This is a genomic window from Arthrobacter sp. Z5-13, assembly GCF_056499105.1.
This window is the reverse complement of sequence record NZ_CP096460.1, coordinates 2746735-2767004: the sequence shown is the minus strand read 5'-3', so window position 1 is coordinate 2767004 and position 20270 is coordinate 2746735. Positions and strand designations below refer to the sequence as shown.

Sequence of the window (20270 nt, the reverse complement as noted above, 5' to 3'; positions counted from 1 at the left end):
CCGCGTGAGACCCACCTTCCCCTCGGGGCCGGCCAACAGATCCGCGATTTACCTGTTGGGACTCCTCGCAGCCCTGAAGGCATTGTCCCTTGTGCTGATGGCCCAGGCAGTTGCCTCTGTACTTGCCGGCCTGATGGCCCACGACCCCGCCTGGGCCCAGCAGCTGGCCTGGGGAATGGCCGGCGTTGTACTGCGCTCGCTCACCACGTGGGCCCAGTCCGTCGCGGCCCTCCGCGCGGCTTTGGGTGTGAAGGAACAACTGCGGTCCGAGCTCCTGGAACGGGCGCTCGGGACCGGGACCCGCCATGCCGGCCCATCAGATGGCGGCCTTGCAATCCTGGCCACCCGGGGACTGGACGCCCTGGACAGTTACTACACCCAGTTCCTGCCCGCGCTGGTCAATTGCGCCGCGATTCCGCTGTTGCTGGGGGCGCGGATCCTCTTTGCCGATTGGGTCAGCGCGGCAGTCATTGTGCTTACCGTCCCGCTCGTCCCTGTGTTTATGGTTCTGATCGGCCGGTACACGGAAGACCGCGTCAGGGAAGCCCAAACGGCGCTCGCTCGACTGTCTGGCCACATGCTCGAACTTGCAAAGGGCCTGCCGGTCCTGGTGGGGCTGGGACGTGCCAGTGCCCAAAGGAAAGCCCTCGAAGACATCTCGGACGAATACCGCGCCCGCACCATGGGTACCCTGCGCACGGCGTTCCTCTCCGCCCTGGCACTGGAACTGGTTGCCACTATTTCGGTGGCCGTCGTGGCGGTATTTATCGGAGTGCGGCTGGTCCATGGGGAGATGCCGCTGGAAGCGGGTCTCCTGGCGCTGATCCTGGCCCCCGACTGCTATCTTCCCCTGCGGGAGCTGGGCACCGCCCATCACGCCAGCGACGACGGCCGGGTAGCGCTCGCTGAGGCAACGCTGGTCCTCGATGCACCACAAGCGGTACCGCTTGATGCAGAGCACAATAGGAACGACGACGACGCCGGCCCGCCAGCCGTCGTCGTCCGCGGCCTGGCGGTGGTGTTCAGCGGAAGGGACACTCCCGCCGTCGCGCCACTGAGCTTTGAAGCGGCAGCCGGGAGCATCACTGCCCTGGACGGAGTAAGTGGCGCTGGAAAGAGCACGGTGCTTGGGGTGCTCGCAGGCACGGTCGGAAACAGCGGTTCCACCACGGTCCACGGGCGAATAGCGGGCTTTGCCCGGGCGGACGTGGCATGGGTGCCGCAACACCCGGTTATGGTCGCACCTACCGTCGGCGAAGAAGTGAAACTGTACCTGACAGCCTCGGGCAAGGGGGTCCTGCCCGGCGCGGAGGGCCCTACGGAAATTGCGCAACGCTGCCTCGCTGAAGTGGCGGCAGCCCACCTTGCAGACAAGCATCCTGCCGAGTTGAGCCCCGGGGAGCTGCGGCGGGTGGCGCTGGCCCGCGGACTGGCCAGGATTGAGGCCGGGGCCACGCTGCTGATCCTGGATGAGCCCACGGCCCATCTGGATCCTGAGACGGCTTCCATCATCAATCAGGCCATCCTGGCATTGCGCGGCCGGGTGACAGTCATCCTTGTTGCCCATGACCTGACCACCCGCCAGTTGGCCGACACTATTGTTCAGGTGGCTCATGACCCTGGTGCTGGTGCTGGTGCTGGTGCTGGTGCTGCTGCAGTCTCGGTTGAAGCAGGGCGCCACGTAGCTGAGCGGCCGTCAGCTGAACCTATGACCGGCGACGCGTCCTCTCGGGTTGCCTCAACCGTGCCGGCTGTCGGCTCCCTTACCCGCACCGGCTCCATCCACGCAGTTACAGAGGCGCCACGGAAGGGGAGCACCTTCAGGGCGCTGCGAGGCCTGCTGGCTCCGGAAGCCTTGAAGTTCACCTCAGCGGCCGCGGTGGGGGTGCTTGCCTCGCTGTTTGCCGTCGCGCTCGCAGGGCTGTCCGGCTGGTTGATAATTCGGGCCAGCGAGCAGCCACCCATCCTGTACTTGCTCACCGCCATCGTGGGTGTGCGGTTCTTCGGCATCGGGCGTGCCGTCCTGCGCTACTCTGAGCGGCTGCTCCTGCACGATGCCGTCTTCGCCGCGCTGACTTCCCTCCGCGGACGGCTTTGGGAGTCGCTGAGCAGACGGGCGCTGGCCGTCCGGAAACTGCTGCAGGGCGGACAGGTGCTTGGAGCTGTCATTGACGACGTCGACACTGTCCGCGATCTGCTGCCCAGGGTAGTGCTGCCCCCTTTGACGGCCATTGCTGTGGCCGCAGCAGCTGTCCTGTCTACCGGGCTCCTGCTGCCGGCGGCGATCCCGGCTGCCGCAGGGGCAGCCGTGGTGTCGCTGCTGGCTTCTCCCGGTTTAGCGCTCCTTGCCGACAGAATGTCAGCCCGCGCCGAACAGCAGCTTCGCACCGGGGTGCTCCGGGATGTGGCAGCGGCGCTGGATGCCCGGATGGAACTGCAGGCAAACCACGCCGCCGGTCCGGTTCTATCGGCAATCCAGGACGCTGACCGTGCAGCCACTGCGGCTTCCGTACGCTCGGCGTGGGCTGAGGGGCTTGGGCAGGCCCTTACCGTTCTGGCTTGTGGAGCTGCGGCCCTTATCTCCGCCGTGCTCGCCGCACCCGTTGTGATGGCGGGAGCTGTGGAACCTGCGACGGCGGCCGTTGTCGTGCTGCTTCAGCTTGCACTCGTTGAACCCTACGCAGCAATGGCAACGTCGGTCAGGCAGTATCCGGCCCTCCGCTTAGTACTGCAGCGCATCAGCAGAGCCGGCGTTTTCGGGGCTCCTGCGGGTGGGAATCCTGCTTCGATGGATACCGCTGGCGAGAGCCCGGCTGGGAGCTCTACGAACAATGAGGGCCTGGTGCCGGTTCCCGGACGGGCAGGGGAGCGGCCCGGAGTTGAGCTGGACGGACTCGCGGCTGCCTGGCCAGGAGGACTGCCGGTTTTTGAGGAATTGTCCGCCGTTGCCGAGCCCGGTGCCTGGTTGGCCGTTACCGGGGCGTCGGGATCCGGTAAATCCACCCTCTTGTCCGTCATTCTTGGCTTCCTGCCGGTCAGGCATGGCCGCATTCTCGTTACCGGGAAAGTGGCGTGGTGCCCTCAGGAGGCGCATCTTTTTGATTCCACAATCCGGGGAAACCTGATGCTGGGACTGCCCGGTTCTGAAAACGCTGAATCCGCGGAGGCTGCGATGAAGGCGGCCCTCGCCTCTGTGGGATTGGCTCCGCTGATAGACAGGCTGACCGATGGTATTGACACCAGGATCGGGCCCTCCGGGTCCTTCCTGAGCGGAGGCGAGCGTCAGAGGCTCGCGGTGGCGCGCACGCTGATGACCGGGGCGGACGTCATCCTGTTGGACGAACCCACGGCACATCTTGATGCCGCAGCAGGAATGGCCATGCTGGCCGATCTTCGCAACGGACTCAGGGACAAGACAGTAGTTTTGGTGAGCCACAGCCCGGCCGATATCCACCCGACTGACCACGTCATGCGTCTTGAAGAGCACGCGGGACGCACCACCGGGATCATTCTGGCGCGGGCACGTGCCTGAGGTTAGCCTGTTGCCATGGATCACCACCCTGGCGATGACCGCAATCCGCCCCCGCAGGCCGGAATACTGCCACAACTGCTGTCATGGCACCCGGCCACCCTCCAGGACCTCGATTCCTGGGCAGGACTGATTGAACGGACTGCGGCCGTGGAGCAGCCCGTCTGGTTCGAAAAGCAAGAGGATCTGGTCCAGATCCTGGAGTCAAAGAAGAACCGCCCTGCAGTCAACACCATCATCGGCGTGGATGGTGAGGGGGTTCCGCGGGCGTATGCACGCATCATGAAGAACCCCGAGGGGGACAAAGCCTACGGGTTCGGCTGTGTGGATCCGGAGTGGCAGCGCAAAGGAATAGGAACGGCTCTGCTTGGTTGGCTGGAGGCGCGGACGGTGGACAGGTTCGCGGAGGACCGGGCCGTCAATGGAACGGGCCCGGAGCAAACCAAGGCGGCTTTGCGTCCGCGCCTTCGCGTCCACATGGAAGAGCAGCACCGCCACCAGGCTGAATTGTTCACCCGGTCCGGGTTCGTCGTCGTCCGTTACTACAACGAGATGCACCGGCCACTGAATACGCCGCTGCCCGATTTGTACCTCGATGGCGGTCTGGAGCTTGTGGGGATGGCGCCGCACCTCAACGAGCCAGTGCGGGAAGCCCACAACGATGCGTTCAGGGACCATTGGGGGAGCGAACCCCGCGATGAGGAATCGTGGGCGGATACCGTGAATGATCCGTTGGCCCGCCCGGACCTCAGTGCCGTTGTGCTGGACCGCGCTACAGGACAAGTTGCAGGCTACCAACTGGCAACGCATGATCCCCACATCGCTGTGACCCGGGGTTTCACCGAGGGATACACCGATTTGTTGGGTGTCCGGCGGAAGTACCGCGGCCGGGGCATCGCCAGTGCACTCCTCGCAGACGCCATGAGAAGGTTCGCAGCGGCCGGTCTCGACAAAGCTTCCCTGGACGTCGACTCGGAGAACCTGACAGGTGCCCTCGCGCTCTACACGAAGATGGGCTACGCCGTTGTGAACCGAAGTATGGCGTGGGATAAGGAGCTGTAAGCGCCAATCGGTGATACAACGTTGTAATATATGGGAACTGGCACTTTTCCGGACACCGAATAAGAGGAACCTTCATGGCGGCGACACTGCACGATGTTGCACGGGTGGCAGGAGTGTCTTTCAAAACTGTCTCAAATGTCATTAACAATCATCCTCACGTGCGTCCGGTCACGCGCAGCAAGGTCGAGGCTGCCATCGCAGAATTGGGCTACCGGCCCAATCTGGCGGCGCGAAGCCTGAGATCCGGCCATACGGGTGCCATCACCCTCGCAGTTCCGCAGCTTAAATTGCCCTACTTCGCCGAACTCGCCGATGCCGTCATTGCGGCCGCCGAGGCGAGGGGCCTCGTCGTCCTGATCGAACAAACAGGGGGGAACCGCGAGCGCGAACTTGAGGTCCTTTCCAGCCCGCGGCTGCAGATGTCGGACGGACTGCTGTTCAGCCCACTTGGACTCGGCGAAGAAGACGCCGCCCTGGTGAAGTCGGAGGTGCCGATGGTCCTCTTGGGCGAGCGGATTTTTTCCGGAGACTGCGACCACGTGACCATGCAGAACGTTGCTGCGGCCCGGGCTGCCACAGATCACTTGCTGGACCTGGGCCGCAAGCGGATAGCGGTGGTGGGTGCCCACGACGGTGAAGTTATCGGCTCGGCAGGGTTGAGGCTCCGGGGATACCGAGAGGCCTTGACCGCACGGGGCATTGCCTACGACGATTCCATCGTGGCCTACATGTGGTCCTGGCATCGTTCCAACGGTGCCGCCGCGATGCGCGAACTCCTTGCCAGGGGAGTCACCTTTGATGCGGTGTTTGGCATGAACGACACCCTGGCGCAGGGTGCCATGCGCGTACTCCAGCAGGCGGGTTACCGGGTGCCCGAGGACGTGGCCATCATCGGGTTTGATGACCTGGACGAGACACGCTATTCACTGCCAACTCTCAGTACTGTGGATCCGGGACGTGTGGAAATTGCCGAAACGGCCATCCGGGTGCTCCTGGAGAGGATCATGCACCCGGACGGCTCGGCTCCCCAGGAAATCGAAACCACATTCAAGGTGGTGGCCAGGGAGTCCACCTTGGGCCAGGCGGCTGAGTCAGCCATTCCGGCTTCCGGGCACTAGTCCCAGGCGGCAACAGGCCAGCCGTCCACCCACTGCAGTTCGAGCAGGCCAAGGCGGAAAGCGCCGTCGAGCTTGGCGTCGTAGTAGTGGAAGGCGAGCGTGTCCCCGGAAACAGACTGTCCGCCGGGTCCCACCCTTTCATCAGCCGTGGCCAGGACAGGGGTACCGCCGCCGTCGAGCAACGCCACACCATCCTGAGCGATATAGGGTCCTGTCACCTCTTCGGAACGCCCCACTGCAATGTTGTAGGTGCTCTCCAGGCCCTGACAACAAAAATCCCTGGAGACGAAAAGGTAGTAATAGCCATCCCGCCGCAGAATGTACGGCGCCTCGATGGCGTTGGGCGGCGATTTCCTGTCGGCAATGCGAACCGGTTCGGCAGTGTTGGCGCGGAGGCCTCCCGGCCACTCCAGTTCCACGAGCTGTATTCCGGTCCAGAAGGATCCGAAGGCCATCCAGGGAGTGCCGGTGTCATCCTCCACGATGCCGGCGTCGATAGCGTTGAAACGCTGGCCCGCCGAAGAGATTACTTCACCCTTATCAACCCACTGGTAGCCGGGCTCCTCGGGATCCAGCGTGGTGTTCGTGGCAAGGGCAATAACGGATCTATTCTTGCCGAAGGTTGACGCCGAGTAGTAGAGGTACCAGGTGCCGTTGTGCTCGTAGAGTTCCGGGGCCCAAAGGTTGTCCACACCAGGCACGGCCTCCTTCAGCCACTCGGGTTTCTCCTGCCACACCTCGCCCGCGTAGGTCCACTCCTTGCCGTCCTCGGAGCGTCGGATCTGGATGTTTCCGTCGGCCGTCTGACCGTTGCCTGTCGAGTACACAAACCAGGGACCGCCCTCTTTCCCGGCAACAAGGGCGGGGTCGTGCGTGAAGAAGTCCCCGGTGAGCTCTTTTGTACTTCCTTGAGCTGCCGCAGCGTCCGTCCCTGCTGTTGTACAACCGGAGAGACCCACTGCCAAGGCAAGTCCTGCGGCCAGCACCGCGGCCAGCGCCATTTTCGTGCGACTGGCTGCGGTGCTGTTCCCCCGCAACAATTTCACTAGGCGAGCGCGACGGCGGACCATGACACCGGAGGCAGTGTCACCGTGAGCACACCGTCCTCCAAGACAGCGCCGTTGAGCGGCTTGAGACCGACGCGGTTCTGGTCCTGGAGCGTGTTCTTGGCATAAACGTCCTCATCGTGCAGAGTGACGGCCTCACTGATGACCGAGGCATTGAGCTCAGCCACCCTGACCGTAATGTCGATTGCTTCCGTCTGGCTCCGGTTTACGAGGAAGAGCGCGGACTGTCCGGTTCCGGCGTCGGCGGTTGCGACAGCATCCACGAGCGGAGCTTCTCCGTAAACGGCGGTTGTATAGGTGCCGGCATCGATCCGGGGCCGCAGTACCTCGCCCCGCGCCAACCGGGACGTCACTGAGAAGGGGAAAAACGTAGTCTGCCGCCAGGCGGCCCCACCCGGTTCTGTCATGATGGGGGCGATGACGTTCACCAGTTGGGCCAGAGATGCGGACGCCACCCGGTCATGGTTCTTGAGCAGGGTGATCAGCAGGTTGCCGAACACCACGGCGTCGGCCACGGAATAGACGTCCTCCAGCTGGCGGGGCGCGTGGACCCATTCCTCATTGACCTCGTCGGAGGCCTGGTGCTCATCCAGGTACCAGATGTTCCACTCATCGAAGGAAAGCTGGATGGTCTTCTTGCTCTTCAGCTTGTGCTTGACGTGGTCGGCGGTAGCCACCACAGTCTCGATGAAGTACTGCATGTCCAGCGAGGATGCCAGGTACGAGCCGAGGTCCCCGTTGCGTTCCTGGTAGTAGGCGTGGCACGAGACGTAGTCCACATAGTCGTAGCTGTGCTCGAGGACCACACGCTCCCACTCGCCGAAGGTGGGCATTGAGGAACTCGAAGAGCCGCAGACCACCAGTTCAAGGTTCTTGTCCGCGGTCTTCATGGCCGACGCCGTTCGCGCGGCCAGCTTTCCATAGTTGTCAGCGGACATGTGGCCGATCTGCCACGGCCCGTCCATCTCGTTGCCCAGGCACCACATGCGGATGTTGTAAGGGTCCTTGGCGCCGCTGGCGATGCGTTGTTCACTCAGGGCGGTGCCAGAGGGGTGGTTGGCGTACTCGAGCAGGTCCAGCGCGGCATCAATCCCGCGGGTGCCGAGATTGACCGCCATCATGAGCTCTGAATCCGTGAGGGCGCACCAGCGGGCGAACTCGTCGATCCCCACCTGGTTTGTTTCCAGGGAGTGCCATGCGAGGTCCCGCCTGACAGGCCGCTGGTCCCTGGGCCCCACGCCGTCTTCCCAGCGGTAGCCGGAGACGAAGTTGCCACCGGGGTAGCGGATGGTGCTTGAGCCAAGTTCCTTGACGAGGTCCACAACATCAAGCCGGAAGCCATCGTCATTGGCGGTCGGGTGGCCGGGCTCGTAGATCCCGTCATAGACGCACCGGCCCAAATGCTCCACGAACGAGCCGAAGATACGACGGCTTACAGGGGCCACGACGGCAGACCGGTCAATGGTAATAACTGTCGGGGCGACTGCGTCCAGATAGGTGATGTTGTCAGGGTTGTCAGTGTTGCCGACTTTGGTGCTGGCAGGAGAAGTCAATGTCTGTTTCCTATTCTGTATAACGTTATAGATAGTGGCCGGAGCATCCGGGGCCACATGGTGATGCAGATCCGGCTAGTAGGAGGGTTCCAGGGCGCTTAGATGCCGTCCCACCAGCCACCCGGAGAGCAGAAGCGGGAGTGAAGCGCCGATCAGCGGTACCAGAACGTTTATGCCTGCGAAGACAACGGCCAGGGCCACGTAGCTGGCTACCAGGGATAGGCCAAGCAGTGGAGAAGCCAAAGGAAGCATGAACGCCAGGCGCCACGTCCTGAACACGGTGTCGCGGTAGCGCGTACAGACGTCGACGGCGGTGCCCGCTGCGGCCAGCGTGGCTGCCCCTGCCACCCCTGAGAGAACCAGCAACACTGCCCGGACCGGGGAGGAAGCTGATTGGGCTGCCGTTGGGTCCAGAGTTGAGGATTGGAGTGAAGGGGCGCTCACCAAGGACAGTCCGTTCAGCATCAGGATGGCCGCCGCAACCCAGAAGATGCTGCCCACCTTGTTGGCATGAAGGAACTGGGAGCGGTAGGCCGTGATGAAATCCCTGACGGGGTGCTCGCCCAGGGCTCCGGTCCGTAGCCGGGCGAGCATGGTGGACGCAGCCACGGCCGCTGGGAAAAGCCCGGCTACAACACCCCCGGCCAGGACTCCTGCCACAAACAGCAGGTTGATCAGGACCAGATTCACGGCAAAGTCGAGCCAACGCATCAGCCGGCCAGCCCAACCCAAGGCTTCCTCGTTCATGGTTAGGGCTCCCTGGTCCCGGACCAGACGACGCCGGTCTTGTCGATCCCGCTGAACGAGAGCGCCGCTTGGCCCCTTGACCAGTCCCAGGAGGCAAACACCACTGAGTCCACCTCAACGCCGTCGGGTTCAACCCCGGCCAGTTCAACGCTGACACGGACTTTCACCTTGGACGGCGACCCACCCGAGAACACAGCGGCATCAGCGTGCACTTCCGCCGCCACAGCGTCAGCCAGCTCAGTGGACGATGGATCCAGGCGGATGACCCGCCATTTGCCGGAGATCACCTGGGGTGCCTCGATCACCTCTTCCGCCTCCCCGGCGAAGGGCTGGGGTGATACAACGGGCCAACCCGTTTCGGTAAAAAACAGCCGGCGGAGCTGTACCGCGTGCTGGGATGGGTCCTCGGCAAAGCGGACATGGTGCACCATGAAGTGCTCGTCAGTGGCTTGCCCGGGACGCGTGAACACAGAATTGTGGCCCGGCGCGAGCCAGCCGGAGTCGCCGTCGAAACGGTAGCTTCCCAGCACCTTGGTGCCTATGGAACCAGGTTCCTGCCCAAGATCCGTCATGGCAGCGCCATTGAAGTCCCGATAGGGCCCGGTAACCGAATCGGCGACGGCAACCCGCACGTTGTAGGTGGCGAAGAGGGAATCATAGGAAGCGAACAGGACATACTTGTCCTCTTCCGGACGGTACATGATGTACGCGCCCTCGATGGCACCTTCAACCGAAAGCTGGCGGCACGCAATGAGCGAGCCGAGGTCACCATCTCTGATCGGCCCGCCTGTGGTCCTCTCGAGCGGCAGGGTGTAGATGCCGGAAAAGAACGATCCGTAAGTGAGCCAGGCTTCCCCGTCTGCGTCAAAGGTCACTGCCGCGTCAATGGCGTTCTGGGTGTGCTCCCCGCTCCGGGTAGCCACTACAAGGCCAAGGTCCTCCCACGGCCCCGAAGGGTCAGGTGAAACGGCCAGGCCTATGGCAGACGTGTTCGATCCGAAGGTGGAAGCCGAGTAGTACATATGCCACCGGCCGTCATGCCAGCGGACAACTTCGGGAGCCCACAATCCCTGTGCTCCCGTCCAGTCAAAGGCCGGACCGGGAACGCCGTCGAGCGCTGTTCCGGAATAGCTCCAGGTAACAAGGTCCCTCGACGTCCGGATGTGCACCCCAGCGGGAACCGATGCCGAATTCGCGACAGCGTCGGTGGAGTACATGTAGAAGGTGCCGTCATCTGACTGGACCACAGTAGGGTCGTGGGCGTGCCGGGCACCCCACGTTGCGGGCGCTCCTGTGGGTTCCGGACGCAATGGCCGGAGCCGCTGGGGGATGACGCCCGCGCTCACCCTTTGGCCCCCGTCAGTGCGATTGATTCAATGATCTGCCGCTGGAAGACGATAAAGACGATCAGGACCGGCAGGAGCGCCACGAAGGAAGCAGCCATGATGAGGGGATAGTCCGTCTGGATGGCGTACTGGGCATTGAAATTGGCGATGACCAGCTGCAGGGTTTGTGTTCCTGGTGAGTTGAGGTAGATGATCGGTGCCAGATAGTCATTCCACATGGCCATGAACCAAAGAATGAACTGTGCCGCAAGGGCAGGCCTCACAGCAGGGAGGATCAGCGTCCAGAAAATCTGCAGGTAGGAAGCGCCGTCGATTCTGGCCGCCTCCACGATAGAGTCGGGCACGCTGTTAAGGAATTGGCGGAGGAAAAAGATCATGATGATGTTTCCAAACAAACCCGGCACGATCAGGGGAAGCAGCGTGTCCACCCAGCCGATGCTCGCGAACATGGTGAATTGGGGAATCATCAGGGTGGGAAACGGAATCATTAACCCGGCCAGCAGCCCAAGGAAGATGGCGTTCTTGAAGGGCATCCGCAGTTTCGCGAAGGCAAAGGCGGCCAGGGCAGAGGTCAGGGACCCGACGATCGTTACAGAACATGCAACGATGAGGCTGTTCTGGATTCCGCTCAGCAACGGCCCGGCTGTCCAGATTCTGGCATAGTTTTCCCACACGAAAGGATCCGGAATCCACTGGGGCGGGAGCTCGAAGACACCCTCGCGGGTTTTGAGCGAGGTGGAGAAGGTCCAGGCGAGCGGAGCAATCATAATGATGGCTCCGAGGGACAGGATGATTCCAACCAGGATGTTCCCGGGGTTGGTCCTGCTTTTGCTGCGTTCGGGCACGACGGCGGTTGGGCTGCTGCCGCTGCTGTCCTTGCCGGAACCCATTGGGATTCTCTGGACCGGTTTCAAGGGCGCTGGGGTGATGACGCGCTGTGTCGACATGGCTGCCTGCCTCAATCGATCGAGAACTGGTTGCGGCGGTTGAGCCGGAACTGGATGAAGGTGATGATGAACACCAGGAGCCCCAGAACCACGGACATGGCGGAGGCGTAACCCATCTGCAGGTTGTCAAAGGCCTTTTGCCAGATGTACCAGACGATGGAGGCGGACTCGAATTCCGGGCCTCCCGTAGGGGTCATGATGTTGATTTCGACGAAGATCTGGCTGCCTCCGATGATGCTCGTAACAATCAGGAAGAAGGTGACCGGCCGGACCATCGGGATGGTGATGTGGCGGAACTGCTGCCACGGGCTGGCTCCGTCCAGGGACGCGGCTTCGTACAGGTACCGGGGAACCGACTGCAACGCCGCCAGATACAGCAGCATCGAGTAGCCCAGGCCCTTCCAGACGGCCATGATGATGAGGGCGGGCTTGACGGTGGAAGTGTCCTGAAGCCAGTTCGGCCCGTCGATGCCGATCAGGGACAGGCCTTGATTGATCAGTCCAAAGTCTCCGTTGAAGGCCCACTGCCAAAGGATGGCGACTGCCGCTATGGAGGAGATGACTGGCAGGTAGTACACAGTCCGGAAGAAAGTTGTGCCGCGCATCTTGCGGTTCAGGGCCAGTGCCAGGGCGAGGGAGATGACCAGGCCAATGGGTATGCCGATCATCATGTAGAGCGTGTTCCAGAGGGACTTCAGGAAGTACCGGTCCTCGAACATCTTGACGTAGTTGTCGATGCCCTTGAACTTCGGACTCGAAATGCCGTTCCAATTGGTGAACGACGCGTACACGGAGAACAGCAGCGGAAAGAGTGTAAACAACAGGAACCCGATCACCGGGATAGCCACGAAGAGCAGGGCGGCCAGGTGTTCCTTCCGGTGGAGCCTTGAGCGGCGCATGGTCATGGACATCGGCGGATCCTCTTTGATTTTGGTAATGGGGCAAGGGCTTCAGGGGCCTTCGCACGTCAAGCTGTGGTGAAGGGCAGGGAGGGGTGCCGCGGCTGCGCTCGGATGCAGCCGCGGCACCAGTCTTGGGGGACCGGGGTGACGGTCAGCCGATACCGGCCTGCTGGTTCGCGGCATCCAGGAACTGCTGCATCCTGGGCTGTGCTTCCTTCAGGTAGTCCTTGGCCGTTTGTTTGCCGTCCAGCACAGGCTGGATGTTGGTGAACAGTTCGTCGTACCACTCTGCGTTGTAAGTGTTTCCACCCGGAAGCGCCCGTCCGTAGTCCTTGACGATCTCCAGGAACTCAGCCTTGTTGGCCGGTTTGGTGGTGGTGTCGGCGGCCCAGGTCTCGGCCATATCCTTCAGGTTGGGGATCTGGATGCCGGCCTTTACCAGCGATTCCTGTGCCTCTTTATTGGCTGTCAGGAATTCAACGAGCTTCACGGCGTCCTCGGGATGTTTCGTAGTTTCAGAAACTGCGATCCCCAACGTTCCCGTCCAGGTGGCGGATTTACCCGTCTTGCCGGCCGGGTACGGGATGACGTCCCAGTCGAAGCCGAGCTTCTGGTAGGTGGAGAGGTCCCAGGGTGCGATGGGGAAGAATCCGATTTCGCCCTTCATCCATCGCTGGTAGGTGTCAAGGGTCTGTGCCTCGGCCACGGAAGGGGTGACCCCGTGGACGTTCTGGAGGTCAGCGAACCACTGCAGGGTCTCGGCGAATTCAGGGGTGTCCACGGTGACTTTGGTCCGGTCTTCATTCAGCCAGTCGCCGTCATTGGACCATACGAAGGGCTGGAGATTCCACTGGACGTTCAGGCCGGTGCCCCACTGATCCAGGCTGCCGTCTCCGTTCGTGTCGGCCGTGAGCTTTTTGGAGATGTCGACGAACTGGTCAAAGGTGTAGGGCTTGTCCTTGTCCGGCAGCGGAATTCCTGCTTTTTCGAACATGGTTTTGTTGTAGCCGAAGGAAAACGGTCCCACATCCTTGAGCAGGGCGTAGATGGCTCCCTGGCCTGTCAGCTTGCCGTCGAACCGGTAGCTGTCTACGCCGTATTCCCAAATGTTGTCCAGGTCGATTGTGTCTGACTTCTCCACATAATCAGTGATGTCTTTGACAATCCCGTTCTGCACGTACGCCTGTACATCGCCCGGACCTATGTAGAACACATCCGGAACCTGCTTGCCTGCGATGGCGGCCTTCAGCTTTGTGGCGTACTGATCAGCGGTGGTAACAATAATTTCGACGTCAACACCGTTGTCCTTTTCGAATTGGGAGACAGCCTGTTCGTACGCCTTCTTTTCGTCCTCCCCGCCTCGGAACATAAATGTCAGCTTCTTTTCGCCGGCTTCTGCGCCGGTGGGGGCGGAGCAACCGCCGAGCATAAGGCCGGCCGCGGCAAAGAATGCCAGGGTTACGGCCATGGGACGTGACTTCTTCATCACGTAGTCCTTCCGGTTGGTATTACGATGAGGCCCAGCGGTCGCCGTGAAGGGCAGACCGGCATCCGGGTCCGGATGATTTGCAACGTTGTAAGAAATATCACACGTGCCGTGCCCCGGCGTCAAGACTGTCGCGTCAGAAATTGTTCACGCTAACTTTTTTTCACGTCAACCTCCTCTTACGCCAGCGCGCCTCCAGTAAAAACCCCTTGACTCCTCGGAACCCCCATGTCATATTCATCGTTACAACGTTGCAATTCTTCTGCCGTCCCAGTGCATCCTGCGTCGCGGAACCTACCCCTCAAGCCAACTTTCGGAAGGAACACGTGATGATGAAGTCACGTCTGCCACGTCTTTGGGGTGTGGGGCTGGTCGGCCTGACAGCTCTGCTCAGCCTCTCCCTGACGGCCTCGGCGCTGCCGCCCCAAGCCGTGAAGCCAGTGAACGCCAACCCTTCGGCGTACCAATCAACCAACCCACTCAAAAACCGTGCCAATGACCGGCAATCAGTCCAGGAGGACTTGCCGGGCGGCAAATCCGTCGTCGGAGAGACCTCGCCGATACATGACCCGGCGCTGATCATCGATAAAGACGGCACCTGGTACGTCTACTCGACAGGACTCCTAAACCGTGAAAACGGCGGGACTATCCAGACGTGGTCCTCCCACGACGCCGGCACAACCTGGCAGCACGCCGGCTTTGTCTGGGACCGGATTCCAACCTGGATTGATGAGCACTTTGCAGACGGCCAGCTCCCGGACAACCTCTGGGCCCCGGAGATCGTAGAGAACGACGGAACGTACTACCTCTACTACTCGGCGTCGCGCTTTGGTGGCAACAAGTCCCTGACGGCACTGGCAACCAACACCACCCTGGATCCAACCGACCCGGATTATGAGTGGGTGGACAGGGGACTGGTGGTGGCATCTCCAGTGACCGGGCTTGATCCCAATCATCCGAACAAAACCTTCAATGCCATCGACGCCGGGATCGTCGAAGATGCTGACGGGACGCCGTATATGGCGATCGGATCCTTCTGGTACGGAATTTTCCTGGTGCCGATCGAGTGGCCCAGCGGCAAGACGGTGGAGAACTGGGAGTCGAAAACGGTCAATATTGCGGATCGCTTCATGGCCGGCAATCCCATCGAGGCGCCCTACATCACCAAACACGGCGAGTATTTCTATCTCTTCGTTTCCTTCGGCTTCTGCTGCCGGGGAGCCGATTCCACTTACAAGGTGGCTGTGGGAAGGTCCACGTCCCTCACCGGCCCGTATCTGGACAAGGATGGCAAAGACATGTTCGGTGGCGGTGGCTCAGTGGTGTTGGACAGCCACGGTGCAGTGACCGGTCCTGGCGGTCAGTCCGTCTTCGGTGACTACCTGGCCTTCCATTACTACGACGCGTCCAACGAGGACATTCCGTATTTCCCCACCTTGGGGATCCAGAAAATCGCCTGGGTGGATGGTTGGCCGGAATTCAACCAGACCGTCGGCGTTCCTGCCGTTAGTAAGCAACCGCGGTCTGTCACGGCAAATTCCGGTAAGCGGGCCGTCTTCAAAGCGACGGCGACCGGTGCGCCAGGACCCGTCGCAGTTTGGGAATCGTCATCGGACAACGGGGTTACATGGAAAACGGCGGGCGGGAAAGCCGGCACCAAAAGAACTGACGAGGGTACAAACGTGTCAAGCCTGGATCTTATGCCTGTGACCACTGGTCAGGACGGGCTTCTGATTCGTGCTGTGTTCCGGAATGCCCATGGCAAGGCGGTTACCGAGCCTGCCAAGCTGACTGTAACCGGCTAGCTGTTCCGGGCGTGGACGGGCGCTGCCAGTCCGTCCACGCCTCAGGACCTAAGCCCTGGGCTGATGTTGTGGTTGAGGCGGAAGATGTTCTGCGGGTCATAGCGGTCCTTGATGGCCACGAGCCGCTGGTACTTGTCCTGACCATAAGCCTCGCGCGCTGCATCTTCTTCCCTGGTTTGGAGTTCGGCCCCGAGGAAGTTGACGTACTCACCATGCTCGGCAAAGGGCTGCATGAGTGCGTGTGCCTTACGGGCGAATGCGGTAAGCCGTTCGTCCTCCGCCGCATCGCGCCAGAATCCGTAGACGTTGAGCCAGTAGCGCGGGGAGCGGGTGGGGAAAGCAGTGGCGTCCTCCGGCACCCGCGCGAACGCGCCCTCCATGTGGTGGATGTCAATCCCGGTCCCGTGCCAGGTCACCTCCGAGGCGAACCCCACCAGTACCTTAATCACCTCCTCGTCCAGCTGCGAGAAGGACACGTTCTTCCAGTATCCCCGTGAGCCTTTAGGGAAGACGGTGTCCATGGCGCTCTGCCACTCAACCCACCCGACTGGCCCCGCTTCCTGCTCGTCGGGCGGCGCCTCCACGGCCAACTGCTCTACCAAATCAAGTCCGGCCTGTTGGTTCTCGCCAACCCAGGCAAATCCGATGATCATCCATGGTTCGCTTCCCATCCCGAACTCCGGCGGAAGCACCAGAAAGGAGATGATGGGGTTCATCTCCTCGGGCAGACCACTCGTCCACATACTGAAGGCGGCCAAGGCCTTCTCCCAATGCTGGGGACGATAGAAGAAGTTCCCGCCCAGGATGGAACCGGGCAGCCGGCGCGCACGGAAGGTAAAGGATGAGACCACGCCAAAGTTCCCGCCTCCGCCCTTTAGCCCCCAGAACAACTCAGGATTTTCCTCGCTGCTGGCGCGCAGGTGCTCCCCGCCTGCCATGACGACGTCGGCGGATTGCAGGTTATCCAGGGTCAGTCCGTAGGAGCGGGTCAGCCAGCCGACACCTCCACCCAGGGTCAGTCCTGCTACACCGGTTGCGCTGATCACCCCGAGGGGAACCGCCAAGTCATGCGAAGTTGTCGCCGCGTCTACGTCCGCCAGCGTTGCCCCTGGCTCGACGGTCACGAGCTGTTGCCGGGGGTCCACGGTAACGTTCCGCAGCTGACCCAGGTCCAGCACGATGCCACCTTCGACGGTGCCGTGGCCCGCGACGTTGTGCCCTCCGCCCCGGACCGCAAGGGGCAATCCGGACTGCCGGACGGCTTCAAGCACCGCATCGATGTCAGATACTGCTCCCGCCCGGGCGATGGCTCGGGGACGGAGATCGACCATTCCGTTCCACACGCGACGGGCGTCCTCGTACTGTGGATCCTGCGGCTCGAACAGCGATCCGGAAAAGGCCCCGCGCAATTGCTGCAGTGCACGATCGACGGTGGGTTCGGGGTCACCTGGATGGGGTGTTGTCATCGATTTCTGCTTCCGCGCGAATGGATGAACCCTCAATCTGACATTGAGGTGACGTCGCTGAGCCGATCAGAGTGGCGTTGTCCCCGAGTCTAGGATTACCGGCCGAACCGGTCAACGATTCCAGCGGTCAATCCGAAGACTCCTCCGTCCACAGCTCACCCATCCACATCGTGGAGGTGATGCACCACGTCATGGAGGAAGTACTGCGCCAACGTCAGCACAGTGAACTCTGAGCCGTTACTACGGATGCCCCGGCGGCCCCATTGGTCCTGGCGCACCTCGGCAAAGGACTCAGCTACCTGCTGCCCTTCCGCTGTGAGTTCCGCGCTGACGACGGCAGGATCTGCAGTGGCGTAATCCTTCTCAATCGCCGTCCGGTCCTGGTCCCAGTTCTCGAAGCGGGCATTGTCTTCCGTCAGCATCTGGGTGAGCCTGCGGTCAAAGAGGCTGAAAACATCGCGCACATGCGAGGCATACTCAAGGACAGACCAGGTGGCGTCGTCAGGCCGCTCTGCGACATCCGAACGGCGCAAGGCAGCGCGCCACCGGGGGAGCATGTTGGTGACCGTACCCGGAACGGTGGCCGGAGTCACCGTCGAAGCATCGAAACCGCACTCGGGGCAGGGCCGGGACAGCACCCAGGTCCAGTCTTTTTCATCGGGGATGATAGGCATGCCAGTAGTCTAGGGTCCGGACCGTGCTGGACTCAGGAAGCAGCCTCGGCGGTGTCGGACCACGTCATGCTTGGGCCGATTGCATCGATGGCCTGTGACAAAGGAATCCCTGAACCGTCCCGACGTCCGTGCTCCTGGGGAAGCGACCGTGCCACTCCGGCAAGCGATGAGGCCCTGGCGGGACCGTGTCCGGCCCACCCAAGCAGCAGCACGTCTTCGCCTTTGAGGAAACGGTGTGCACGGACACCTGCTGTGGCACGCCCCTTCAGGGGATATTCGCTCAGTGCTGTAACTTTCGCGGTTCCGGGAGCCGTACCGGGCAGGGCGCCGTTGGTGCCTGCAATGGTGACGACGACGGCGTCATCGTCGTCCGGGCGAACGGTGCCGAAGTGCAGGACTTCATCGCCGTCGGCCAGTTTGATTCCGGCCATGCCTCCCGCTGTCCTGCCCTGCGGACGGACAGCGCCCGCATTGAACCGGAGCAGCTGTGCCTGGCGGGTCACAAAGACGAGGTGGTCGTCGTCGGCAGCCGATTCCACGCCAACCACGGTGTCCTTGTCCTTGAGCGTGATCACTTCCCAGTCCTCCCGGTTCAGGGGGTAATCGGGCTGGACGCGTTTGACCACTCCAAGGGCGGTTCCGATGGCCAGCACTTCATCCAGGGCCGCGAATGCCACCAGCGCTTCGCCTTTGAGCAAGGTGATGAAGTCTTTAGCCGGCACACCGCCAGCAAGGTTGGGAAGGCCCGACGTCGGAGGGAGAACCGGCATATCCATTACCTGGACACGCAACATCCTGCCCAGCGAGGTCACTGCGGCCACCTCGCCCCGGGCAGAGGTTTTCACAACTGAACGGAAGACGTCGTGCTTGGTGCGTGGTCCTGTCTCTGCAAGCTCGTCCCGGTTGGACGTTCTGGCGATCTGGCCAGAGGCGGTCAGGATTGCCCAGCAGGGGTCGTCGGCGATTTCCAAAGCCAGCGGCACTGCCTTGCCTTTGGCCCCCGGACCGCCGGCTACGGCTACGGCTGCGGCGACGGTAGGGGAGACGGCCTCTGATTCCAGCAGCACCGTGCGTCGCGGGGTACCGTACTTCTCCGCGATCTCGGCCAGCTCGCTGGATACGAGGTCGCGCAGCCGCTCGTCCGAAGCCAAAATCGCCTCGAGCTCCTCAATCTCGCGGCGGAGCTGGTCCTGCTCTTTTTCGAGTTCGATGCGGGAGTATTTAGTAAGTTGCCGGAGCCTCAGTTCCAGGATGTAATTCGCCTGGATTTCGGAGAGGTCATAAATCGACATAAGCCGCTCACGCGCCGCTGACGCTTCATCCGAGGAACGGATGATCTGGATGACTTCATCAATATCGACGATGGCAATCAGGAGGCCTTCGACCAGGTGCAGCCGGTCCTTCTTCTTCCCGAGCCTGAAGGCGGTGCGCCGCCTGACAACGCTGATGCGGTGATCGACGTACACGGACAGAAGCTGCAGGAGTCCGAGGGTTTGCGGCTGGCCGTCCACCAGGGTGACGTTGTTGATGCCGAAGGAGTCTTCCATCGGGGAGTAGCGGTAGAGCTGCTGCAGGACGGCGTTGGGGTTGAAGCCGTTCTTGAGCTCGATGACCAGCCGCAGCCCGTGCTTCCGGTCGGTCAGGTCCACAACGTCGCTGATGCCCGTCAGCTTCTTGCCATTGACCGCGTCTTTGATCTTTTCGATCACTTTTTCAGGACCCACCATGTAAGGCAGTTCCGTGACCACCAGGCCGGTGCGGCGGGCTGAAAGCTGCTCGATCTCAACTTTGGCCCGGGTTTTGAACGAGCCGCGGCCGGTGGCGTAGGCGTCGCGGATTCCGTCCAACCCGACAATCCGTCCGCCGGTGGGCAGATCCGGTCCGGGAACGAATTTCATGATGTCAGCGAGAGTGGCATCAGGGTTGGCAATGAGGTGGCGGGCCGCGGCGATGATTTCCACGAGGTTGTGTGGCGCCATGTTCGTGGCCATGCCGACGGCGATACCGGTGGCTCCGTTGACCAGGAGATTCGGGAACGCGGCGGGCAGGACCTCGGGCTGGGTGAGCTGGTTGTCGTAGTTGGGGATGAAGTTGACCACGTCTTCGTCGAGGTGGTCGGTCAGTGTCAGAGCCGCGGCTGCGAGGCGGGCCTCGGTGTACCGCGGGGCCGCGGGGCCGTCGTCGAGCGATCCGAAGTTGCCGTGGCCGTCGATCAGCGGAAGCCGTAAAGAAAAATCCTGCGCCATGCGGACCATGGCGTCATAAATGGCCGTATCGCCGTGGGGATGGAGCTTGCCCATCACTTCACCGACGACGCGCGCGCTCTTCACATGGCCACGGTCAGGACGGAGGCCCATCTCGCTCATCATGAACAGAATCCGCCGCTGGACCGGCTTCAGGCCGTCCCTGGCATCAGGAAGGGCACGCGAATAGATCACCGAGTAGGCGTACTCCAGGAATGAGCCTTCCATTTCGGAAGTGACGTCAATGTCAACAATGTTCTCGGTGTAGTCCTGCACTAATGCGGCTGCAGCGGGAGTTTGGCGGCGGGCCATGGGGCTGGAGGTT

The 20270-nt window shown here is 62.0% G+C and carries 14 protein-coding genes; 4 read left to right on the top strand and 10 right to left on the bottom strand.

Annotated features, from left to right (window positions below):
• Positions 1-4: 4 nt before the first annotated feature.
• The 3 genes from cydD (at position 5) to M1E02_RS13050 (ending at position 5709) form a co-directional block, all read left to right on the top strand.
• On the top strand, positions 5-3532 hold the full coding sequence (gene cydD, locus M1E02_RS13060) for a thiol reductant ABC exporter subunit CydD (protein WP_479374686.1): 3528 nt from the start codon (positions 5-7) through the stop codon (positions 3530-3532).
• Between the two features lie 15 nt (positions 3533-3547).
• Positions 3548-4591: a GNAT family N-acetyltransferase gene (locus M1E02_RS13055; protein WP_479374685.1), complete on the top strand. Its 1044-nt coding sequence runs from the start codon at positions 3548-3550 to the stop codon at positions 4589-4591.
• 74 nt (positions 4592-4665) lie between these two features.
• On the top strand, positions 4666-5709 hold the full coding sequence (locus tag M1E02_RS13050; RefSeq protein WP_479374684.1) for a LacI family DNA-binding transcriptional regulator: 1044 nt from the start codon (positions 4666-4668) through the stop codon (positions 5707-5709).
• Here M1E02_RS13050 and M1E02_RS13045 read toward each other — a convergent pair.
• The 7 genes from M1E02_RS13045 to M1E02_RS13015 all read right to left on the bottom strand — a co-directional run bounded on the left by M1E02_RS13045 (position 5706) and on the right by M1E02_RS13015 (position 13757).
• Positions 5706-6710 carry an arabinan endo-1,5-alpha-L-arabinosidase gene (locus tag M1E02_RS13045; RefSeq protein ID WP_479374683.1) on the bottom strand — a complete coding sequence of 335 codons (1005 nt, stop codon included), beginning with the start codon at positions 6708-6710 and terminating at the stop codon, positions 5706-5708. The genes M1E02_RS13050 and M1E02_RS13045 overlap by 4 nt on opposite strands.
• A 44-nt stretch (positions 6711-6754) precedes the next feature.
• On the bottom strand, positions 6755-8278 hold the full coding sequence (arfA, locus tag M1E02_RS13040) for an arabinosylfuranosidase ArfA (protein WP_479378151.1): 1524 nt from the start codon (positions 8276-8278) through the stop codon (positions 6755-6757).
• 126 nt (positions 8279-8404) lie between these two features.
• A complete protein-coding gene (locus tag M1E02_RS13035) occupies positions 8405-9076 on the bottom strand; it encodes a YesL family protein (RefSeq protein WP_479374682.1) in 672 nt (223 codons plus the stop codon).
• 2 nt (positions 9077-9078) lie between these two features.
• On the bottom strand, positions 9079-10422 hold the full coding sequence (locus M1E02_RS13030; RefSeq protein ID WP_479374681.1) for an arabinan endo-1,5-alpha-L-arabinosidase: 1344 nt from the start codon (positions 10420-10422) through the stop codon (positions 9079-9081).
• Positions 10419-11369, bottom strand: coding sequence for a carbohydrate ABC transporter permease (locus M1E02_RS13025; RefSeq protein ID WP_479374680.1), 951 nt, complete (start codon positions 11367-11369; stop codon positions 10419-10421). Before M1E02_RS13025 ends, M1E02_RS13030 begins: the two co-directional genes overlap by 4 nt.
• 11 nt (positions 11370-11380) lie before the next feature.
• Entirely contained in the window at positions 11381-12280 is a 900-nt protein-coding gene (locus M1E02_RS13020; RefSeq protein ID WP_479374679.1) for a carbohydrate ABC transporter permease, read from the bottom strand.
• Positions 12281-12422: 142 nt separating this feature from the next.
• Entirely contained in the window at positions 12423-13757 is a 1335-nt protein-coding gene (locus M1E02_RS13015; protein ID WP_479374678.1) for an ABC transporter substrate-binding protein, read from the bottom strand.
• A gap of 329 nt (positions 13758-14086) precedes the next feature.
• Between M1E02_RS13015 and M1E02_RS13010 the strand changes: the two genes are divergently transcribed.
• Positions 14087-15562, top strand: coding sequence for an arabinan endo-1,5-alpha-L-arabinosidase (locus tag M1E02_RS13010; protein ID WP_479374677.1), 1476 nt, complete (start codon positions 14087-14089; stop codon positions 15560-15562).
• A gap of 41 nt (positions 15563-15603) precedes the next feature.
• Here M1E02_RS13010 and M1E02_RS13005 read toward each other — a convergent pair whose 3' ends face one another.
• The 3 genes from M1E02_RS13005 to M1E02_RS12995 all read right to left on the bottom strand — a co-directional run bounded on the left by M1E02_RS13005 (position 15604) and on the right by M1E02_RS12995 (position 20257).
• The gene (locus tag M1E02_RS13005) at positions 15604-17028 is read right to left on the bottom strand and encodes an FAD-binding oxidoreductase (RefSeq protein ID WP_479374676.1); all 1425 of its coding nucleotides are present in this window, start codon (positions 17026-17028) and stop codon (positions 15604-15606) included.
• Between the two features lie 155 nt (positions 17029-17183).
• Positions 17184-17702: a DinB family protein gene (locus M1E02_RS13000; RefSeq protein ID WP_479374675.1), complete on the bottom strand. Its 519-nt coding sequence runs from the start codon at positions 17700-17702 to the stop codon at positions 17184-17186.
• A 32-nt stretch (positions 17703-17734) separates the two neighbouring features.
• Positions 17735-20257, bottom strand: coding sequence for a DNA gyrase/topoisomerase IV subunit A (locus M1E02_RS12995; protein ID WP_479374674.1), 2523 nt, complete (start codon positions 20255-20257; stop codon positions 17735-17737).
• Between the last annotated feature and the right edge of the window lie 13 nt (positions 20258-20270).